Source organism: Sedimentisphaera cyanobacteriorum (assembly GCF_001997385.1).
Taxonomy (GTDB): Bacteria; Planctomycetota; Phycisphaerae; order Sedimentisphaerales; family Sedimentisphaeraceae; genus Sedimentisphaera; species Sedimentisphaera cyanobacteriorum.
Map to the genome: position 1 here is coordinate 919,818 of NZ_CP019633.1, position 21,794 is coordinate 941,611.

17 protein-coding genes and 1 riboswitch are annotated in these 21,794 nt (G+C 45.3%); of the genes, 9 read left to right on the forward strand and 8 right to left on the reverse strand.

What is annotated here, in order from left to right; all coding sequences use genetic code 11:
• Window positions 1-149 precede the first annotated feature (149 nt).
• The 5 genes from L21SP3_RS03555 to L21SP3_RS03575 are packed head-to-tail and all read left to right on the forward strand — an operon-like array spanning window position 150 to window position 6,810.
• Window positions 150-899 carry a uracil-DNA glycosylase gene (locus L21SP3_RS03555; RefSeq protein WP_077539380.1) on the forward strand — a complete coding sequence of 250 codons (750 nt, stop codon included), beginning with the start codon at window positions 150-152 and terminating at the stop codon, window positions 897-899.
• A 42-nt stretch (window positions 900-941) separates the two neighbouring features.
• Window positions 942-3,083: an ABC transporter ATP-binding protein gene (locus L21SP3_RS03560; RefSeq protein WP_077539381.1), complete on the forward strand. Its 2,142-nt coding sequence runs from the start codon at window positions 942-944 to the stop codon at window positions 3,081-3,083.
• 13 nt (window positions 3,084-3,096) lie between these two features.
• Entirely contained in the window at window positions 3,097-4,194 is a 1,098-nt protein-coding gene (locus L21SP3_RS03565) for a phosphotransacetylase family protein (RefSeq protein ID WP_161488079.1), read from the forward strand.
• A 25-nt stretch (window positions 4,195-4,219) separates the two neighbouring features.
• Window positions 4,220-5,107 (forward strand): homocysteine S-methyltransferase family protein, encoded by an 888-nt coding sequence (locus L21SP3_RS03570; RefSeq protein WP_077539383.1) that lies wholly within the window; start codon window positions 4,220-4,222, stop codon window positions 5,105-5,107.
• 38 nt (window positions 5,108-5,145) lie between these two features.
• Window positions 5,146-6,810, forward strand: coding sequence for a 2-oxo acid dehydrogenase subunit E2 (locus L21SP3_RS03575; protein ID WP_077539384.1), 1,665 nt, complete (start codon window positions 5,146-5,148; stop codon window positions 6,808-6,810).
• A 13-nt stretch (window positions 6,811-6,823) separates the two neighbouring features.
• Here L21SP3_RS03575 and L21SP3_RS03580 read toward each other — a convergent pair whose 3' ends face one another.
• From L21SP3_RS03580 to L21SP3_RS03610, 7 genes are all read right to left on the reverse strand, one after another.
• Window positions 6,824-7,075, reverse strand: a complete 252-nt coding sequence (locus L21SP3_RS03580; protein WP_077539385.1) for a hypothetical protein — start codon at window positions 7,073-7,075, stop codon at window positions 6,824-6,826.
• The gene (locus tag L21SP3_RS03585) at window positions 7,075-8,349 is read right to left on the reverse strand and encodes a Gfo/Idh/MocA family protein (RefSeq protein WP_077539386.1); all 1,275 of its coding nucleotides are present in this window, start codon (window positions 8,347-8,349) and stop codon (window positions 7,075-7,077) included. Before L21SP3_RS03585 ends, L21SP3_RS03580 begins: the two co-directional genes overlap by 1 nt.
• Window positions 8,339-9,109: an FAD:protein FMN transferase gene (locus tag L21SP3_RS03590; protein WP_077539387.1), complete on the reverse strand. Its 771-nt coding sequence runs from the start codon at window positions 9,107-9,109 to the stop codon at window positions 8,339-8,341. The genes L21SP3_RS03585 and L21SP3_RS03590 overlap by 11 nt, the downstream gene beginning before the upstream one ends.
• Window positions 9,110-9,117: 8 nt before the next feature.
• Complete coding sequence (locus L21SP3_RS03595; protein WP_077539388.1) at window positions 9,118-10,443, reverse strand: Gfo/Idh/MocA family protein; 1,326 nt, start codon at window positions 10,441-10,443, stop codon at window positions 9,118-9,120.
• Between the two features lie 10 nt (window positions 10,444-10,453).
• A complete protein-coding gene (locus tag L21SP3_RS03600) occupies window positions 10,454-11,809 on the reverse strand; it encodes a 3-keto-disaccharide hydrolase (RefSeq protein ID WP_077539389.1) in 1,356 nt (451 codons plus the stop codon).
• 197 nt (window positions 11,810-12,006) lie between these two features.
• Window positions 12,007-13,044: a uroporphyrinogen decarboxylase family protein gene (locus L21SP3_RS03605; RefSeq protein ID WP_227806829.1), complete on the reverse strand. Its 1,038-nt coding sequence runs from the start codon at window positions 13,042-13,044 to the stop codon at window positions 12,007-12,009.
• A 43-nt stretch (window positions 13,045-13,087) separates the two neighbouring features.
• Window positions 13,088-15,049 carry a glycoside hydrolase family 97 protein gene (locus tag L21SP3_RS03610; protein WP_077539391.1) on the reverse strand — a complete coding sequence of 654 codons (1,962 nt, stop codon included), beginning with the start codon at window positions 15,047-15,049 and terminating at the stop codon, window positions 13,088-13,090.
• A 211-nt stretch (window positions 15,050-15,260) separates the two neighbouring features.
• On the opposite strand from L21SP3_RS03610, the gene L21SP3_RS03615 reads away from it, so the two are divergent.
• Window positions 15,261-15,974, forward strand: a complete 714-nt coding sequence (locus tag L21SP3_RS03615; RefSeq protein ID WP_077539392.1) for a PEP-CTERM sorting domain-containing protein — start codon at window positions 15,261-15,263, stop codon at window positions 15,972-15,974.
• Window positions 15,975-15,984: 10 nt separating this feature from the next.
• Here the strand turns inward: L21SP3_RS03615 and L21SP3_RS03620 are convergent, their stop codons facing one another.
• Window positions 15,985-17,490 carry a hypothetical protein gene (locus L21SP3_RS03620; RefSeq protein WP_077539393.1) on the reverse strand — a complete coding sequence of 502 codons (1,506 nt, stop codon included), beginning with the start codon at window positions 17,488-17,490 and terminating at the stop codon, window positions 15,985-15,987.
• A gap of 178 nt (window positions 17,491-17,668) precedes the next feature.
• Here L21SP3_RS03620 and L21SP3_RS03625 point away from each other — a divergent pair, with 178 nt between their 5' ends.
• From L21SP3_RS03625 to L21SP3_RS03635, 3 genes are all read left to right on the forward strand, one after another.
• The gene (locus L21SP3_RS03625; protein WP_077539394.1) at window positions 17,669-18,535 is read left to right on the forward strand and encodes an HD domain-containing protein; all 867 of its coding nucleotides are present in this window, start codon (window positions 17,669-17,671) and stop codon (window positions 18,533-18,535) included.
• A gap of 126 nt (window positions 18,536-18,661) precedes the next feature.
• A complete protein-coding gene (locus L21SP3_RS03630; RefSeq protein WP_077539395.1) occupies window positions 18,662-20,086 on the forward strand; it encodes a trypsin-like peptidase domain-containing protein in 1,425 nt (474 codons plus the stop codon).
• Between the two features lie 98 nt (window positions 20,087-20,184).
• Window positions 20,185-20,367, forward strand: a riboswitch (cobalamin riboswitch).
• A gap of 123 nt (window positions 20,368-20,490) precedes the next feature.
• Window positions 20,491-21,783: a hypothetical protein gene (locus tag L21SP3_RS03635; RefSeq protein WP_077539396.1), complete on the forward strand. Its 1,293-nt coding sequence runs from the start codon at window positions 20,491-20,493 to the stop codon at window positions 21,781-21,783.
• Window positions 21,784-21,794 lie beyond the last annotated feature (11 nt).

The window sequence follows — 21,794 nt, forward strand, 5'->3', positions numbered from 1 at the left end:
TTTCCTTTACTAATGTTTTTTAAGACAATACCAACTTAAACTTTCACAGTCAAATAAAATACTCAGAAGAATGAAATTCCCTTAGAAAAACGAAATGTATTTTGCTTGAAAGATTAGGGCGATACAATAAACTCTCCAGCATGGAGAAAATGAAAAAAGCCATAAACCAGCTTCTTGATATTGACAATTTTTTCAGCGGGGGCTTCGCAGTAAAAGGCGAGGGTATATTTGAGGATTTTGCAGGGGCTAAGAATGAAGCCGAAACAGAAACAATTTCCCGCCCTGCTGAAACTAAAGGAACGGAAACTGAATTGAGTAAAACTGAGCAGTTAGAAAAAATAGCGGAAGAAGTTAAAGTCTGCACGAAATGCAGTCTGAGCGAGTCCCGAACGTTCGCTGTGCCCGGGGAGGGCAATCCCGATGCAAGGATAGTGTTCGTAGGCGAAGGCCCGGGCGGCGATGAAGACAAAAGCGGGAGTCCGTTTGTAGGCAGAGCCGGACAGCTTCTCACAAAAATAATAAATGCTATGAAGCTCTCTCGAGAAGATGTGTTTATATGCAACGTGATAAAATGCAGGCCTCCGAACAACAGAGACCCTCTTAAAAGCGAAAAAGACGCTTGCAGAGATTATCTCTACAGGCAGCTTGCTGTTATAGAGCCGGAGATTATAGTGGCTCTCGGCTCGCATGCAGCACAGGAACTTCTTCAAACAGATACAGCTATCGGAAAACTTCGCGGCAGATTTCACGACTTTACGATAAAAGGCGGAACAGAAACCATAAAGTTTATGCCTACTTACCATCCGGCATATCTCCTGCGAAACTACAGTACAGAAAACCGAAAAAAAGTTTGGGATGATATGCAACTGGTTATGCAGGAGATCGGCATTAAATCCTGAATTCAAACTGAAATTTTAACCCGCAATTAGGGATTTTCATCTGTGAATTATTTCAAGAGACTGTTAAAATATATTTGGCCGCAATGGCCGCGGATAATTGTAATACTTGTCTGCGTGTTCGTTATTGCCCTAACATTTTCAGCAAGCTTTCTCACTGTTATACCGCTTTTGAAGGTTATGATGGGGCAGGAAGGCCTGCACGGCTGGGCACACAGAAATATCTGCAGCTACAGATACGGAATTGATTTTTACGTACCCGACAATACCGAGCTCTCCGACCCCGAAAACGCCTATTCAACCTTCCTCCTTCTTACAAAGGCAGAAGAAGATAAGCTGGGATATAAAAGCGGGCTCAGAGCTAACGACAGGATAGTTTATGTTTCCAAAGAGCAGATCGGAGAAAATCCTGGCAGTATGGCTGCATCTGAGATGCTCGATAAGCTTGCAAACCTCGGAGCAGATAAACGGCTTTATATCAAGTATTTAAGCTATGAAGACTCCGGCGAGGAATCGGAGCACACAACAGAAATAAAGGCCAACGCACCCGCCTTCTATCTCGGTGCCTCGCAAGGGCTTCTGAGTATGGTTTCGCAGACAGATTCTCGAAACAGCAAGAGCGAGGCGATGCGTGTGGTAATGCTGGTCGTTGCCGGCATGACAGTTCTCAGATGCGTCAGCAGATTCTTCCAGGGGTATCTCTCGCAGAAAGTGGTGAACATCGGGCTCGCTGATCTAAGAGATGATGTCTTTTCACACATCGTAGAAATGCCTATAGGCTACTTCTCACTCAAGGGCTCCTCCGACACTGTAAGCAAATTCCTGCAAGATTCCCAGATGGCAGGCAACGGCATAAAGACGGTTTTCGAGAAGGCCATCAGAGAGCCTGCAAAGGGACTTATGTGTCTTGCTATGGCGTTTATGCTGAGCTGGCAGATTGTGCTTGTCTTTCTCTGCGGGATCCCGTTTCTCGGCTTTGCTATTAACAAGCTGGGCAGGAGGATAAAGAAGGCAACGAAAAAATCTCTGGTGAGCTGGGGACAGATGCTTTCAAAGCTTGATGAATCTGTAAACGGGCTCAGGGCTGTGAAAGTTTACAATCAGCAGGACAGGGAGAAACAGTCTTTCCGCGGAGTAAATCAGAGACTGCTCAAGGAGCAGAATAAGATTGCCAAAGTAAATGCACTGACCAGCCCGCTGATGGAGGTTTTAGGCCTCTTCGCCGGCATTATAGGCTTTCTTATGGCTCTGGAGTGGGTGCTTGCGGGGAATATGGATGAAACAGAATTCTTCGCCATGCTGATGCTCCTTGGCACATCGGCAGAGTCGTTCAGAAAGGCAAGCAACGTTTGGAATAAGCTCCAGCAGGCAAATGCAGCTTGCGAGAGAATATTCAGCCTTGTGGATACCGATAAAGAACGTGATACCAGCAGACCGGCAGTACCTGCGAAAATTGAAAATGAGATTACATTCAAAAATATTTCTTTCAGATATCCGGGCGCGAAAAATGATGCACTGAAAAATGTAAACCTTACGGTAAAAAAGGGCGAGAATATTGCGGTTGTGGGCTCTAACGGCTCAGGGAAGACCACCCTGCTGAACCTCCTGCCTAGATTCTACGACCCCACTGAAGGCGAAATACTCTTAGACGGGGTCAATATTCAGGATATGTCTTTGAAAAACCTGCGAGAAAAGATTGCAGTTGTATCCCAGAAGGTGATAACATTCCACGATACAGTTGCTCAAAATATAGCCTACGGCCGCCCTTCTGCAAACAGAGAAGAGATTATTCAGGCCGCCAAGCTCGCCTACGCGGATGAATTCATAAAATCTATGACTGAAGGCTACGATACGATAATCGGGGAGAACGGGGCAGGTTTGAGCGGCGGCCAGCTCCAGAGAATAGTGATTGCAAGAGCGGTACTGAAAGACCCTGAAATACTCATCTTTGATGAGGCTATGAGTCAGGTAGATGCAGACAGCGAAGCAAAGATAAATCAGGCCCTTGAGCAGCTTACAACAGAGCGAACAAGCTTTGTAATAGCCCACCGGTTCTCCACTGTGATTAATTCAGATGTGATTGCTGTGATAGATCAGGGCAGAATCGTTGATACAGGCAGACACTCCGAGCTTATAGAGAGATGCCAGACTTATAAGAATTTGTATGAAACCCAGCTTCTTCAGTAGGAGTTCAGCAAGTATGAATAATATTTATATAGCAGCAACGCTCAAAGACTGCGGAAAAACAAGCGTTACCCTTGGGCTGATGCAGCAGATGCGTGAGATGGGGCATAACCCGGGCTACATTAAGCCTGTGGGACAGCAGTATATTGAGCATAACGGCCAGAAGCTTGATGAAGATGCGGTACTGATACTCGACGGTCTGGGTTTTCAAATCGACAACCCCAAAAATATGAGCCCTATAGCAATAGAGAGAGGCTTTACGAAAAAGTATATAAATCACCCGGACCCCACAAGGCTCGAAAACAAGATACACAACGCCTTTCATAAACTCAACGGCAAACACAAACTCAATCTCGTAGAAGGTACAGGCCATGCGGGTGTGGGCAGCTGTTTCGGTCTTTCAAATGCGAGGGTGGCAGAGCTCACAGATTCAAAGGTTATAATCGTTGCACCGGGCGGGATAGGAAAAATGCTTGATGAGGTTTCCCTTTCGCTGTCTTTATTCAGAGAGCATAATGTTGAAATTCTCGGTGTAATACAGAATAAGGTTCGTCAGGATAAGTATGATAAGGTGGTAGAAACTGTAACAAAAGCTCTCGATAATATGGGAATTAAATTTCTCGGAGCAGTTCCATATTACAAGATGCTCACTCAGTACACGATAGAGCAGATTGCAAAGACCTTCAATTATGAAATTTTATGCGGAGGCTGCGCTGTAAGGAATAAGATTGACAGTGTGGTAGTAGCGGCTATGGAGCCTGAAAACGTACTAAGACACATAAGACCTCGGTCGCTGATTATCACCCCGGGCGACAGGATGGATAATATTCTTCTTGCCATAAGCCTTTCAAAAACTAAAACATATCATGACAGCTTTTGTACCGGCGGGCTTATTCTTACCGGCGGCCTTATGCCGCACGATGAGATACTGAATTTGCTTGTCGCAAGCGAGATACCTGTGCTTTTTACACAGGAAGAAACTTACACCGTTTCTGCGAGAATGAAAGACCTGCTGTTTAAGATTAGACCTAACGATACCGATAAAATCAGAAAAACACACCAGATGGTGAAAGAACATGTTGACGTAAATTACATATTAAGTAAGTTCAATTAATGTTGTTTAATTAATTAGGAGAAATATGTCCAGAAAGAAAATCAGTGAAATCGCAAAGACCAGAACCTTAGTTTCAGACGGTGCGTGGGGAACATACCTACAAAGAAAGGGCTTAGAGCCGGGTGAATGTCCTGAAAAATGGAACCTCGATAAGCCGGATGAAGTTTTGGATATTGCTCAGAGCTACGCCAATGCAGGTGCAGATATGATCGGTGCAAACAGCTTCGGCGGCAGCAAACTGAAACTGGAGCATTACGGCCTTAGCGATAAATGCTTTGAAATAAACAAAGCAGCCGCTGAGATATCACGCAAAGCTGCTGGCGAGGACAAATGGGTATTAGGCTCGCTCGGGCCATGCGGAAAGATGCTATTGATGGGAGATGTAACAGAAGAGCAGATGTATGAGAGCTTTGCTGAGCAGGTTAAAGGGCTTGAAGCAGGCGGAGCTGATGCTATCTGCGTTGAAACTATGAGCGATGTTCAGGAAGCATCCCTTGCAGTAAAAGCCGCAAAAGACCATACAGAGTGCGAAGTAATTTGCACCCTTACCTACGAGCAAACTACCGGCGGAGAATACAGAACTATGATGGGTATAGACCCCCAGGCCGGCACAAAGGCGGCTATTGAAGCAGACGCGGATATCGTAGGAACAAACTGCGGAAACGGCTTTGAGAGGATGATTGACATCGTAAAGCAGATTAAAACTGTGTGCGGGGATATGCCGATCCTTATCCACGCAAACGCAGGGCTGCCGGAAAATGTTGACGGTGTGGATGTGTTCCCGGATACGCCCGAATTTATGGCCTCGCTTGTGAAAGATATTACCAAAGCGGGCGCTAATGTAGTAGGCGGATGCTGCGGGACAACACCAGAACATATAAGCGCGATAGCTCAGGCAGCCAGAGAGAGCTAATGTAAAAATCAACCGAATTCAGCAGCAGAAATACAAAAATGGAAAAAGACATTGCACTACCGGCTTTCGGAAGCTCTATGAAGGAAGGGCTGATTGTTACAGTCCTCGTGGAAAAAGGGCAGAAAGTATCCAAAGGGGACAAACTCTTTGAGCTTGAGACAGACAAGGCCTCCTACGATATGGAGTGCCCCGAAGATGGAACTGTAAGCGAGATATTCGTTCAGCAGGACCAGACTGTGCCGGTAGGTGAGCCTGTAATTCGGCTTGAAATACCAGACTCAAAAGAAAGCGGTAATTTCCACATAGTACGGCTTTCGGGGCTGGGAGATAATACAGATGAAGCGGTGGTCGCTGAGATATCTTACAAACTCGGCGACCACATTAAAAGCGGAAGCATAATCGCAGAAGTTGAAACGGATAAAGCCGCCTTTGATATTGTAAGCGAGAAAGAAGGATATCTCAGAGAGCTTCTCACAAATGAGGGAGATTTAATAAAGAACAACTGCCCTGCTGCCGTTATTGGCCCAAAGACAGGAGAGCTCCCGGAAGATATAAAAAAAGAGATCGAAGGCTTTTCTGATAATACAGAGCTGCCTGAAGGATTTGAAGCTGTAAAGCTGCCGCGTTTAGGAGAAGAAACCAAAACTGCTGTTATTTCGGCTCTGCTCTGCGAAGAAGGTGAAAAGGTGCAAAAATCCGATCCTCTTATAGAGATAGAAACTGATAAGGCAGCAATGGAAGTGGAGAGCCACCTAAACGGAACAGTAGAGTTTATTCTTGCTGAAGAGGGCGAAGAGCAGGCAGTTGATGCTGTTTTGGTGATTGTAAAAACTAAGCAGACAGAAAGCTCCATTTCCCAAGATCAGATTGAATCAATCAAACAACATAATCAAAACCTTCTGAACGAAGCAAAAAAGAATGAGCCTGACACCTTCAGCTTTGAAGAATTCGAAGATATGCAGGAAGGTCAGATAAGCGATTCGGATGTAAATCAAAGCCTTAATATAAGTCCTGAAACGCCCCGAAAAGGGGAAACTTTGCCTCTCTCGAGGGTGCAGAAGATAATTGGCGAGAGGATGGTATTCTCGAAACAGAATATACCGTGCTTTTATCTAAACAGCGTTGCAGATTTAACTGAGCTGATTGAATTCCGCAAACAACTCAATTCTTCCGGTGATGTTAAGGTTTCGTTCAACGATTTGATTATGAAAGCAGCAGCGGATGCAATGAAGGATTTTCCGCTGATGACAGGTCAGGCCGCCGGCGATCATATAAAGCTCGCCGAGGAGATCTCTGTGGGTATTGCCGTTGATACAGGCGAGGCGCTCCTTGTGCCTGTGTGCAAAAACGCTGCAGGAAAAACGCTGCGCGAAACCGCCCTTGCAAACCAGAAGCTGATAGAAAAGGCTCAAAAGGGAAGCCTAACTGCCGGCGAGCTCGAAGGCGCATCTACTGCGATAACGAATCTGGGCAATTTCGAAATAGACTGGTTCATTCCAATTGTACCCCCCGGGCAGACAAGCATCATAGGCGTTGGGAGAATAAAAGAAACGCTCACAAAACGAGGCAGCGAAATTCAGCCCAAGCAGGTCTGCACGCTGACGATCAGCGTAGATCACAAGGTTGTAAACGGCGCGTACGCAGCTCAGTATATGGACAAGGTGCGTCAGATTCTCGAAAGCCCGAATGAACACTTCAGCTGAATAGAAACCGCCTTCACTGCTTAGAGCCTTTCCTCGTGAACGGGTAAGCCGCGAGCCTGAAAATCAGCCTCAAAAGATACAGCAGAGCAAAGAATACAAAGCTGAGGATAACTACGATATGAAGCTGAGTGATAAGCTCAATGAAGCTTGTATTATCAAATTTTATAATGCTGTAAACATTCATCCCGAAGGCAGCTAAGAAGCAAAGCAGCCAAATCAGCAGCTCTTTTTTTATGGTCTTGGCGCTGATAACTAAATCTTTCATTACGCAAGCTCCTCTGAGAAATTAACTATCTTATTCTCTACCATAGCCTTATCGCCCAGTATCACAGCAACAGCAGCATCAATGCCGTGTTCGAGCATACCGGGAACGGGCTTGCCTTTCTTTACAGTTTCGGCAAATGCCTCCAATGAGAGAAGTGTATTATTTGGAATCCTGCTTTTATGCATATCAACGATATACTCGCCCTTGTATTTCGAGGCGTTTTCCGGGACCCAGCTGGCTCCGGCAATCGGAACGGGATCAAAAATTGAATGTTCGATATCATTAATCAGCCTTAGGATGCCGGCAGGGGCAGGCGGATTCTCCGAATAAAACTTCCCGAGTTCGAGCTCATAAAGCCCTTTATCTCCCATCATCTGCAGTTCGCAGCCGTAATGCTTATTACTGATCAGAGAATCATAGACTACGTGTATCCCGCCCGGGTATCTGTAAACCACGTTTACGTTGTCATACACTTCGCGTCCGTCTTTCCAGTAGTTTATGCTGCCTGATCCCATAACCTTCTCAGGAGTTGAACCAAGGAACCAGTTGGCCACCTGAAGATGATGCGAGGCGAGTTCTGTCATAAGGCCGAGTGAATACTCACGGTACATGCGCCAGTTGATTTTTCTCTCCAGAGAGGGTTTTGGGACATGCCTTCGCCAGTCTCCGTTTCTGTGCCAGTATGCCCTGATCTGAGTTACTTTCCCGAGCTTTCCCGCTTTCATATCCTCAAAGGCCTTCAGATAGCGAATATCAAAGATTCGCTGATGACCTGTTTGGAGTATTAGGCCAGTTTTCTTCTGGGCTCTGCTAACCTGCTTTGCTTCTTCAATCGTTTTTGTGAGCGCCTTTTCGCAGAATACATGCTTTCCTGCATCAAAGGCATCAAGCACCATCTGGGCATGAAGATGAAGAGGGGTGGCAATAATAACGCAGTCTATACTTTTATCCTCAAGGAGCTTGCGATAGTCTTTGTAGCCCTTTGGGCTGCCCTTGGCTATTTGCAGCCCTCTTTTGAAATTGGGCTCATAGTTATCGCAAGTAGCAGCGATATTAATAGCCGGCACATTGTTGGCATATCTTATCAAGGCTTTCCCGCGGGAGCCCGTGCCGATAAATCCCACATTCACTTTATCCGAAGCAGGAACTGCCGCCGGGACATTCTCGCTCAAAAGTGATATCCAAGGGACAGTCCCTGCAAGAGCCCCGCCTGCGGCAATCGTTTTCATATTTTCTATTAGCTCTCGGCGAGTAATTTTTTTATCATTCGACATAATGTTTCCTGATTATTTCACCATTACCATTCAATTCTATTACTGCTGTTTCAGCAGAAGGAAAAACTCTCTTCTCCGGCAGCCACTCAGCGGAGCTGGCGTAAACTGCGGTTGAAAGAACTTCCGATTCTATGCAGCTCTCCGATAATACGCATACAAGCATATTGTTTTTTGCGAGCCGTCCGGTGTTCGGATCAACAAGATGATAACTGCAGCCGGCATTTTTTGAAAAAGAAAAACCCGATACGGACAAAGAGCTGTTAAGCAGTTTGAAACTGCCCAGGCTCTCGTTTTCTCTGAACGGATTGCAAACAGCAATCTCCCAGCAGTCTCCGTGGGGATGAGTTCCAAGGGCGTATATGGAGCTCTCTCCAAAACTAATGAAAGCTCTGGAGAGAGAATAGTCCAGTAATATTTTTTTCACCTCTTCAAGAGCAAAGCCCTTGCCCAATCCTCCAAGATCTGTTTCACTTGAATACGAGGGATTAAAATAGCCTTCAGTTAATTCAGAATATTCCGCTGAGATTTTCAAAGCCTTCGACAAATCCCCTGATACAGAACTCAAATCTTTTTCCCTGCTCTTGTTAAATTTATAGAGCTCTGCCTGAGAGTCAAATCTGCTGAAAACTTTCTCGAGCCTCAAAACTTCGTTTTTAACTTCTTCTGCTATTTCTTCGGAATCTTCGAAATCAGCACTCGGAAGGACGAGGTTGAACCTTGTGTTCATAGCCCAAAAACTGCTGTGAAAACAATCCTTCATTCAGACACTTAAACCTTCGGCTCCCAGCCGGGCTCATAAACCCTTCTCCAATACCTCTGCGCGTCGGGATTATTGAGGATATGGCCGTTTTTCGGATCGCAATGGAGCATCGTTGAAGTTTTTGCGGCAATATTCCCGAGCAGTCCGAGAAGGATGCTCTTATACCCTTCATCAACAGGGGAATTTATGCTGTCTTTTCCGAGAATCGAATAAACAAAGTTCTCCGCATGATAATCATTGAGGCCAGGGTCTATAACGTTCGTGCTGTCTTTGCTCTTGGCGGCCTGATCTTCGTGCCTTAGAAGCTTGCCGTTGAGGTCGAACACCTTATAAGAGCTTGATCCATATTCGATGTAGCCCTTTGTGCCCTGTATTAAAGCGCCCCTGCTGTGGCCGCAGATTTTCATTGAAGCGCTGCTGATACCTTCCCAATTAATGAGTTTATCGCCTTCGAATTCTACGCTTATATTCTGCGTATCGAAAAACTGCCAGTCATCTTCGGGGTAATGATATCTGCCTCCGAGACTCGTTACCTTTGTGGGAAAATCAACCCCCAGAGCCCATCTGGCAACATCGAGTTCGTGCGTACCGTTATTAAGGGCCTCTCCTGTGCCCCAGTTCCAGAACCAGTGCCAGTTGTATGGGTGCACATTGTCGCGGTATTTCTCTCTTGGAGCGGGGCCCTGCCAGAGCTCCCAGTCCAGATATGAAGGCACATCAATCACCTTGCCCTTGCCTATAGGGCCGCGTTTTCTCGAATACCATGTGCGGGCAAAATACGGCCTTCCAATCTCACCGCTTCTGATTTCATCAATCATCTGCTCAACGATACGGAACGAGCGGCGCTGATTGCCCATCTGGATGAGTCTGTCGTATTTATTCATAGCCTCAACAAGCATCTCCCCCTCAGCGGGGTTATGACAGCATGGCTTTTCAACATAGACGTGCTTGCCGGCCTTAACAGCATCAATGCTCATAGGGGCGTGCCAGTGTTCAGGCGTGGCAACGACCAGGCCGTGAACGTCTTTGTCATCCAGAGCCGTGCGGTAATCTTTTATGGTTTGCGGAGCCTTGCCCTGCTTCCGCTCCACTCTCTTTGCGGCCTCACCGAGGTATCTTGAATCAACGTCTATAACGTATTTTACTTCGCAGTTTTTTATGCCTGCAAATTTCTCCGCCAAAGCTCGTCCTCTGCTTCTAATACCCGCAACAGCCAAAACTACCTTTGAGTTTGCCGAAGCTGCTGCTGAGATCTGCGATAATCCGCCAAAGCTGATCGCTCCTGCTGCAGAAAGCGAGAGTTTGACGAAATTTCTTCTTGTAATATTGTCCATATACAGCCCCTTATTTCAGTTCTCTAATTTTAATATTTCTGAATGATACTCTGTTGCCGTGGTCCTGAAGGAGAATATTGCCTTTTGGCAGTTCTCCGAAATTGTCCCACTTAACATACTTGCTTTCCTTAACGAGCTTCCTGAATTTTGGCGTACGTCTTTCATACTCCAAAACCTTTCTGCCGTTGAGCCAATGCTGGATGTGGTTGTCTTTTGATACAATCCTTGCATGATTCCACTCACCCATAGGATTTGGGTGCTTATTAACCGCCATGATCAGGTCGTAAAGCGATGCTAGTGTGCGGCTTCCCTCGTGGTTGCCTTTTTTGGCGTCTGGATGCCTTTTGTCATCAAGGATCTGATATTCAAGACCTATTGATGATCCCGGGCCTTTGTTTATCTCTGTGTCAACGTAATACTTGATTCCTGAATTCGCCCCGGGAGTAATTTTGAAGTCCACCCGCAGCTCAAAATCCTTGAACTGCTTCTTTGTAACAATATCACCAGCGTTTGCTGCTTCTCCTCCGCCGGATTCCTTGATCGTAAGAATACCGTCATGCACGTACCAGCCAAAGCTTGGGAAAGTTTCAAGCTTGGCCCCGCGCCATTTGTCTGTTGATTCTCCGTCAAATAGAAGCTCCCAGCCGCCGCGGCGTTCGTTTGAAGTAAGTTTGTTGTGGAGGTCTTTCTTGGGCAGAGAAATTGGCTTGGAGTATTTCTCGGGATTGTCCGTAATTATCTGGATATCTTTCCACATAACCTTGATTCCCTCTTTGCTCTTATCTCCGCCGATTGAATGCACTTGAAGCCCTATAAAGCCTTCTTTTGTCATATCATCTTCAAGATGAGAAGCTGGTTTACCGTTAAGCCATGTTTTGAAAGTATTGCCGATTGCCTCTATTCTAAATTCATTCCACTCGTTTTGCTTGAACGATTTCGACGCTGGCTCGCCATTGGATAATGGATGAAGCCAGCCTCTTCTCGCCTCATCGTAAATACCGCCTGTCCAAGCTCGACTGGAAGGGTCTATTTCCACCTGATACCCGTGAACTCTGTAGTTTCTGTAGTCTGCCAAGCTGCGGCTGCGTATTTGAACCCCGGAATTGAGCTTCGAATCCACCTTGAACTTCAGCTTTAAGATAAAGTCTGAATAGGTATTGTTTGTGCAAAGAAAGCTGTTAGGCGTGTTACGTACGGTTTTTCCAACAATAGCCCCTTCGGAAACTTCGTAAACAGCATCACCGTTCTTCTGGTGCCAGCCGGAAAGGTCGTTGCCGTTAAAAATATGCCTCCACGGAGCTGTTTCTGCCGAGCAGACCGCTATAAAACAGAACGACAAAACACATAAAGCAATTTTTCTAAACATAAAATTTCTCCTTGTAACGATTAAAATCATATATACTTAATTATCTTCAGACATAAATCTGCAACATAAAAAACCCCCATAAAATATTTGACAAGCATATTAATTCACGTACTGTAAAATTAAACTCAAGCCTTGAGCTTAAAGATAGCATTAATATTACTTCTGTCAAGAAAATTTACGGATATACAAAAATTAAATTAAGAAGGCGAACTTGTAATATCACCAAGTGCGGAAGTAAATGAGCGGATATTTTCAGTTGGCACGCCATCCGGCATTCCGCCTCCCGCTGAGGCGATAATTCCGGACTTATCTTCCGTGCCTGCAAATGCAGCTTTCACGCATTCAGAAACCTCTTCAGGAGTTCCGGAAGCCAAAACATCCCGCGGGGGTATATTGCCGAATAAAGCAACTTCCCCTCCTGTCCATTCCTTCATCTCTTTGATAGAATGCAGAAAACTGAAATTGAACATATTAACGCCAACCTCTGCCAAATGAGAGCTGCAGCCTTTCCCGTCTGCATCGTTATGGAAGAACCGAACAGAGCAGTCGAAAGCTGAAAAAATTCTCTTCAGGTATTTAGAGGCAAACTCCTTAAAATCCGGCTCGCCGCAGAAACCCACTATATCATCAAGGATCAGGATGCCGTCTATAGTAGGGAATTCCTGTTTTTGCAGTCTCAGCCAATTTTCAGTATATTCTGTGATTATTTCAAGGAGCTTATGCACCTTCTCAGGGTCTGTTCGCAGGGCCATAAGAAATTCGGTTGTTCCCATAAGGAACGAAGCTATATTAAGAGGGCCTCTTGCAGCAGCGAACCTCACTGAATGACCAATACCTTCGATTTTTGTTCTGTTCAAACGCAGACGATTCAAAACAAAAGGTGCTAAGCCGTCGGTTTCCGTTTTGGGAAGAGTGAGGCTGTCTATATCATTAACACAACTGATGATTTTGTCTGCGTGCGGAAGACCGTTTCTCTGAAAGCTGCATTTTGCGCCAAATGCGGAAGGCTCAGTACACATCCCGTACTCTGCCCAAAATCCGGGAAGAAACATCACATCGGGAAAGGTTTCTACAGCCTTCATATTGGCCTCAAACCAAAGCCGGTCATTAGTAAAGTAGTCAATCGTTGATATCCCGTACCACTCGGGCAGCCATGGGCTGTCAATAATAAAACCCGCAGGAATGGTCTCCTGCGAGTTTCCGTTAATAACATCTATCAGTTTTTTCCACTGCACGTCGTTCAAAGCACATCTCCAGTAAAATCTATTTTAATCTCTATTATCTTAGTATAAACCTTGCGGCAAATCCGCCTCCAGGGGCAAGATTTATCTTCAAAGTGTCTTTCCGCGTAACTTCTTTTTTGATATAGGCGAAATCGCTTGCATACCTTTCTGCATTTGCGCCGTCTTTCCATATATGAGCAGTATAGCTGCCTTTACCGAGAAATGAAAGATCTGCTTCGAGCTGCCTTTCAGACCAGTCTGTCATAGCCCCGAGATACCACTCTTCGCCTGACTTCCTTGCGGTAAGAGCATACTCGGCCACCTTCGCATCAAGCACCTCTGTCTCGTCCCAGACAGTGGGCACGGCCGAGAGAAACTCCATACATTCAGGCTCCTGCTTATAAAGCGAAGGGCTGTCGCATAGCATTTGAAGAGGGCTCTCGAAAATCACATACATTGCAAGCTGATGACATCTGGTTCCGAGGCTCATCGGGCGTTCAAATCTTTCGGCAAAATTTTCTTTCTGAGCATTCACCATCGCTCCCGGCGTATAATCCACCGGTCCGGCATACATCCTTGTAAACGGAAGAGTGATATTATGCTCGGGATTAGCTCGCTCACTCCATTTGTTCTGCTCGCCGCCTCTAACGCCTTCTCTTGTTATAACATTCGGGTATGCCCTGCGAAGGCCGGCCGGCTTGTATGAACCGTGAAAATCCACAAGCATATGACGCTCGGCGGCATCTTTAGCCACCTTCTCATAAAAATTCACCATCCACTGATCATCCCTCTGCATAAAATCAACCTTGAGCCCCTCAGCGCCCCACTTCTCAAACATCGGCATCACCTCTTCAAACTGCTGATTCAGCGTGTGCCAGGTCATCCATAGGATAATCCCAACATCCTTCTTCTCTGCATAGCTGAAAAGCTCAGGCAGGTTCATATCTTCAGCTGGAGCTGTAAGGTCTTTCAGAACATACCAGCCTTCATCGAGTATTATGTAATCAAGGCCGTGTTCAGAAGCGAAATCGATAAAATATTTGTATGTTTTCGTATTAACACCCGCATCAAAATCAACACCGAAAATGTTATTTGCATTGTACCAGTCCCAAGCTACCTTGCCGGGCTTTATCCAAGACGTATCTTCCAGCTCACAGGGACTTGCGAGCTTCCAAACCAGCTGACTGTCTATGAGGTCTTCATCCTCCTTAGCAATTCCAACCACTCGCCAAGGGAAAGCCCTTGTGCCTCCGGTTTTTGCGATGTAATCGGCACGTTTATCAATCACCGGAACCCTGTCTCCTTTACCCGCAGGGTTAATGTGGGAATCTAAAACAAATTTCGGAAAAACCGCCTCAAAAGACTTTGCTCCGCTGCCTTGCAGATAGAACCCGGGATAATCGCGAAGATCAGATTCAGTGAGAACCACCTTAGGGGAATTATCCGGTGCTATCAGGGCAGGGATTGAACAAAATCTGTCTGAATCAATTTTTGAAAGGGATGTATGCAGATATTCCCTCTCCTGATGGGTAATCATACTTTTCTCTTCAGGGAAATAAAGCTTATGGTCCTTGGGGAAATTGAACTCGGCAGTTTCGGATTTTATAATTTGTTCGCCGTCAAAATCAGTTTTGAACCTGTAAGCAGCGCCATCTTCATAAGCTCTGAAAACCAATGACCATCCTTGGCGGAAATTAAGCGTGATTTCTTGGAAGTTATCCTTAATCTCCCTGCGTTTCTCACGCACAGCGGGCTTAAGCGTCCGGCTTATGCTGCGTTTATTCTGGGATATTAAATCAGGCTCAGAGCCCAGCACCCCTCTGCTGGAGTTAAGCAGAATCTTCGAAGGCAAAAGAATTTGTTTGCCTTCTGCCTTAACACTCCACTGAATATCTTTATCGATTTCAACTGATATCTGCACTGAATCATCAGGGGAATGAACTTTGTAAGTTTCAGCATAAATATTTGAGATTAAGGCTGAAGCAAAAACCAGAAATGCAAAACGAAGTAAACACATAAAAATCCTTTCTTTAAAAACGTATAATCATTTTTGAATATTATAACTGATAATTCAAAAAGATAAAGTCGCAGATGCAAGTAAAAACACTTTACGAAGCGTTTGTGAGCAGTTATTTTTCCCGAAAATAGATTTTTATTTGAATTTGCTTTATTCGTGTATTATAAGGAAGTTTATATAAAGTTTTTTAAGTAAGCGCAGGGGTGTAATTATGTGTTATTCATTCAAATACCTATCAATTGGCGGGGCTTTTTTGTTAATATTCGTTTTGCCTGCTTCGGCCATTCTGGTTTCAAACGACGGAACGTCTTTCAATGTAAATCTGATAACGGGCACTGAGACAGCAGCGCAATACTACAATTACGGCGGACTTTTAAACGGAGGCAGCCCAGACTTCGGCCCTGAAAGTGAGAAGGGCTTTTTCTGGCTGTATGAGCAGGAAGGCAGCTCTACCTTGCAGCTGTGCATGATTGTAAACACACAAGGGGGAACCGCTTCGAATGTGGATATGCGATTTTTCAATGCAGATTCAGGGCTTCCCGATGGATTTGAGACGGTGCTTGTGGCAGATGACAAATCTTCAGAGCTTAAGTATGAAGGTTCCAAAAATGAATTTGAAGGCAATTGGAATTGGAGCTCTTATGGGGATGGCGGTGTAATTGGAGACCTGCTCTCAAACCCAGAGGAAAACAGCGAAATCCACATTGCTGTTGGCAACTTAGCATCAACAGATTTCGACTGGTATTTTGTTTCGCAGGGCGAAGACAAATATGCCAACCCGCTGATTTTTTATGATGACGGAACTTTTGAGACTTCCGGCTCTCTCAACGACTCTCAGATGATTATTACAATCCCCGAGCCGGCTACAATTACGTTAATCGGTTTAGGGATTATCGCAAGCAGGCACAGAAAAAATTATGTTTAGTGCAAAGCTTTTATTTTATCGGGTCTCTTCTGTCCCTCTGATGCTTCGGGATTGATTCATAGATTTCGCGTGCCTTCTTGGCATACTTCGTTCCCGGGTATGTCTCGATAACCTCACGGCAGGCTTCAATGAGCTTTTTGGAGCTACCCAGACGGGTGTAGCTGCCTCTGAGCATCTCGGCCTTCTTAAGGAGTCTCTTGGCCTTATACTCCTCGGTTTCTGTAAGCCCGTTCGACTGAGCCTTTGCAGGGGAATTAGGATCTGCTGGCTGCTCATTTTGCTGCTGGCCGGTATTCTGCTGCTGAGGCTGGGCAAAAGGATCGAATCTATCACCGCCGAACGGATCTTCCGAAGCGTCTTCTCCAATACCTGCCAGCCCTGCAAGCGAATCGGGATGAGTTATACCGCCCATAAGTCTGTCGCTTAAGAGTCTGAAAACCACCCCAAATTCCGGACCTGCATATTTTATACTGCCGGAACTATCGCATACCAGTACCGCCATATCCAAAGCATTCGCCCAAGCGCCGAGAACTTCGGGCAGCTCTTCTAACTGCTCGTCTTCTTTTTTCGGCTCAGAAACAAATACCGTATCCTTCAGCTTAGCATCAGTCTCTTTGAGCATCTGATCGGCCCTGCTTCTGTCTTTATCAACATTGACAGAGAGAAATTTTACCGCAGGGAGATCTTTATTCATATCCTTAAGGTTAAGGAAATATTTCAAATTTTTGGCTATTTTATTCTCCTCAACGTTTCTCTGAGAAATTATATCGCTCAGAAGCTTATCGTTCTCTGAGTAAGTTTTCTGTGCCTGTGTGAGCTCGTATTTCCCGGCAGACCATACAAAGATGCAGTTCAGCGGTTTCATATTCCCTTTCGGAACAATATCCCCGCCTAAGCCCAGCTCAGAGATATTCCTGCCTCTGAGTTTGAAGATGTTTTTATCATAATCGAGTTTTATCGGGATATCATACGAGCTGACAGAGTCGAGCTGTTCTTCATCTATACGCTTGAGGAAATACTCTCTGTCTATCGGTTCTTCAAGAGCGATTAAAGAAAAGACAGTCAGCGATTTATAAGCCAACTCACTGCCCGGGGAAAGCTTGCAGGCGCTGATTGCTTTCTTTCTGCAGCGTTCCGGTTTTTCGCCTTCCAAATAACCGTACCAAGCATCGGCCACGTAAAGATCGCTTTTATGCTCATTGCTCATATAACGGCTGTATTTCTTGCCCGCTATGAGCTTCATACGAATCTCTCTTTTCTTTTTTTTGTCTATCTTTTTTGAATCGGCAGCCAAACCTGCCAGTTCTGAAACGAGCTGTTTGATTTCCTGATGGGCTGTTTGAGCCTTGTTTTTCAGCTCATTAATTCTCTGCTCTCTGCTTACATCCCTGTCTATATTTCGACGCTCGGGAACCGCCCTTCTGCGGGGATTGTCGAAGCGATCTGCCGCTTGAAGGTTATTATAAGACACGAAAGAAAATATCACTGCGATTAAAACAGTTAATCTGATTTTCATTTATTACCCCTTTTTCCCTCGTATTATGCAAAATATTAGAATCCACTTGCCGGCATTTTAACATTGAATAAAAAAACTGCAAAGATTTAATTGTTTTTTAACGTCGTGCGCTTAAGATTTTCAAACTGGGATATGCCGAAAGCACCGAGGAATTATATAGATTTCAAAAGGCCAATTTATGGAAATTAAAAGCCTAAATGACATTAAAAACTGGGCAGAAAATTATATAAAAAGCTTTTACTGCGACGATAATTTCATAAACGAAAAGACAAGGCTAAAACATATTCACACCTACAAAGTAGCAGAGATAATCCGGGGGCTAGCAGAAAAACTCGGATTAGATAATCAGCAGATACTCCTCGCTGAGGCGATAGGTCTGCTTCACGATATAGGCAGGTTTCGTCAAATACAGCTTTACCGCACCTTTCAGGACAGAGACAGCGAAAGCCATTCTCTGCTCGGAGTGAAAGTTATAAAAGAGCTCGGAGTTTTAGACGGAATAGAACAGGAGAAAAGGGAAATTATTTTGGAATCAGTTAAGCACCACAGCGATATGGATGTAAGGCTCTCGCCCGGACTGCCTGCCTTAACTGACATTTATGTCCGATTGATTCGAGATGCAGACAAACTCGATATATGCAGGGTAATCAAAGAAACGCATAAAAAACTTATAAACTCAAATTACAGCGAGAATTTTCTGGTTACCCTCGGAATAAGCAGAAGCGAGGTAACAGACGATTACACCGAAGATGTGCTTCAGGATGTAATCCAGCGAAGACAGGCAGACTACAACAAAGTACAAACTCTAACAGACAGAAAGCTCCTGCAGCTGTGCTGGGTTTACGATTTAAACTTCAGGCAAACATTAGAACTTATGGTAGACGAGGGTTACTTGCAGTTCTTTTTCGATATCCTCCCTCACACTCCCGGCACAATGCAGGCCAAGGAGTCTGTTGCTGAGTATATAGAAAGCAAAGTTTCGGGACTCAGCTCAAGACTTTCGCTAAACAGCGGTGAAACAGGCTCTATTATCAATGCAGATTAAGCATATTTGCTAATTACGAACAAGATTTTTCAGGATGCGTAATTTGATTGTTGTTTTGTTGGGGCTGCTTAGGCAGCGCAAAATTTAACTTTTTTGAATTTAAATAATTAATTGCGAGGTAAAAGAATGAAACGCAGTTTATTTGCAGCAGTTTTAGTTTCGCTGATTGTCCCTTTTTCGGCATTTTCAGCCGGCATGACCGACTCGTTCAGCAAGGTTGTTGAAAAAGTTAATCCGGCAGTGGTTTTTATTGAGGTTACTCAGGAACGTGAAGTGGTAAGCTCACCGTTCAAGGAATTCGACTGGATACCTTGGGATAGAGGACAGAGAGAAGCACCCGAAAAAGAGAAGCAGATCATCAAAGGCAGCGGCAGCGGAGCGATAATAGACGCTGAAAAAGGCTATGTACTCACTGCTGCGCATGTAATCAAGGATGTAGATGCTGCAGTTGTACACCTGCCGGACGGCAGAGAATTTGATGCTATAGATTTTATATACGACACACAAACCGATGTTGGCGTAGTTCAGATTGACACAGAAGGCGAAGACCTGCCGGAAATTTCTTTTGGCGATTCTGACGAAGTGAAAGTTGGAGACTGGGTTCTCGCTATGGGCTCGCCTCTGGGCGAAACACTTGCAAATTCTGTATCGGCCGGGATAGTAAGCGGAAAGGGAAGAAAAAGCGGCATCCTCGGCAAGCTGGGCATTGAAAACTTCATCCAGACCGATGCGGTTATCAACAAAGGAAACAGCGGAGGCCCGCTTGTTAATACAAAAGGCAAGATCATAGGAATCAATTCAAACATCATCTCAAGAACAGGCTTTAATGCAGGGCTCGGCTTTGCGGTACCGAGCAACATTGCCTCGGATGTGGTAGAAAAACTCATCACAGAAGGCGTAATCGTGCGCGGCTGGCTTGGGGTAACAGTATCTCCGCTGGATGCGATAGAAGATGAGGAAATGCTGGAAGATATCCCCGAACGCATCATGGACAGAGGCGGGGCATATATAGTTGATGTGTTAGATGATGGCCCTGCTGACGAGGGAGATATGGAAGCCGGCGATATAGTGCTTTCTATCAACGGCGAAGAGATTAAAGATGCAAGCGAGCTAATTGAGATTATCAGCTCTATGGAGCCGGAAACTGAAGTTGAGATTCAAATCTTAAGAGACGGCGAAAAAGAAGAGCTGGAAGTTGTCCTCGGGATACGCCCGGGCACAGGACGTCAGGACGGAAAAGGCGTAGTTACCGGCAAAGACAGAGAAACCGAATCGTTCAAGAAAATCGGAATCGCTATTGAAAAATACAACGAACAGGGCGAGGAAGACTTCTCCGATGGTGCTGTGGTTAGATACGTCCGTCCGGACTCAATCGCTGAGCAGTTCGGAATTGAAGTGGGCGATCGGATTATGGAAGTAAACGGAAAGAACTTCGATGAAGCCGAAGATTTCCAGGAACTCATTGAAGACGCTGACCTTGAGGACGGGATACTGCTGAATGTAGTAACCAAGAAAGGCAAGGAAAGAAAAGTTTACCTCAAGGAATTCTAACAGAAATTGATTATGAAGCCCATAAGACGCATCGGTTTGAAGCTGATGCGTCTTTTTCTTATTAATCCTTGACATAGCTAAAAAATAATCTAAACTCCAAGCAGTCTTTGAAAATTGAAAATGTGCAATAGTTTAAGGGAACGCAGTGAAAAACTGCGACGGACGCGCCGCTGTGAGCGTTTCGGGTTGCCCGAAGACTGCTTCATTAAGCCACTGCCAAAGGCGGGAAGGCGAAGCAGTTATACGCAAGTCAGAAAACCTTTCTATTGCTTTAATGCTTGTTCTCGCGTTACAGGACAGAGGCATATTAAAACATTATGTGAAAATTGTTTTTAATAAGGCCTTGTTCTCTTTGCGGGAGCAGGGCCTTTTTTATTAACTTTTTCCATAAGGAACGTGTATCTATGAAAAATTTTATTGTAATGTTTTGTCTTTGTTTTGTTGGCGGAGTGCTTGCAGAAGACCCAAACACAGTTGTCTGTGATGAAATCATTGGAAGCGGAAACTCAATCTGCTACCTATCGATCGATTTCGATACAGACCTCAGCAATGATGATGTAACCTACGGCTATATGTTTGAAGCCGGCCAAAGCGTAACAGGGCTCGATGTGATCGATGCGTTAGCTGCTGAGGGTGTGATTGAATGTGATTACACAATTAGCACTTACGGCGCATTTATTACTCGATTCGCAGCGGGCGGAAGAGATTATGAGGCTGTCTGGGGCTCACAGGCTCAGCAATGGTGGGCATACTACACCTCCGAAGACGGGCAGAACTACTCCCAGAGCTTCACAGGAGCGGCTTCGAGAACGCTTTCCGACGGCGATTTCGACAAATGGGTTTATACAATCGAAGGCACAAGTGATTTCGGTATGTGGGTTACCGATACTAACGGAGATTTTGACGGGTCAACCTACAAAAAACCGGAGAATATTACAGGCAAACCGGCAAGCTCTTTCTTTGATTCATGGTCCGGACAAACTCGGCTGACGAAGGTTGTGGAAGCACCTTACGGCGAAAACACCCTGCTTTCTGTCAATGAAGGAGAGTATGCTGTCGTAAAATTTGACCACAAGGTTATGGACGACCCTTCAAACCCATACGGGAAAGATTTCATTCTTTTCGGGAACGCTTTCTACACCTGTGAGTCCGGCTGGGTGGATGATGACAGCGATATGTCTGAGTTTTATACAAGCGGGGGTATCTGGAGCGAAGAAATTACAGTTTCTGTAAGCAAAGACGGAGAGAACTGGTACACCTACAGCTCAGGCCCGTTTGCAGACGGAGAATTCCCCACACAGGGCTTTCACTGGGATCAGGACAAATACGACAGCGAAGGGTATGGCTGGACATCCATTGAGAAAGACTTCACTCAGCCAGTTGACCCATCAATCAAAGACACACTCCTCGACGGAAGCACTGTGGATATTGCAAGCATTATAGATGCTTACGGCACCAGCGGAGGCGGCACCGCATTCGACCTTCAGGAAAGCGGCTTTGACTGGATTAAGTATATAAAAATCGAAGGCAGCGGCGGCGAAATTGATGCAGTTGCTGATGTAACCTACTGCGGCGATGCTCAGCATCCTCAGCCTGCAGGCGATGTTACTGGAGACTGCCGGGTTAACATTGAAGATTTCGCTCAGATGGCAGCAGACTGGATGAGCTGCACTTGGGGCTGCCAAGACCTGCAATAAAAACTCAATTA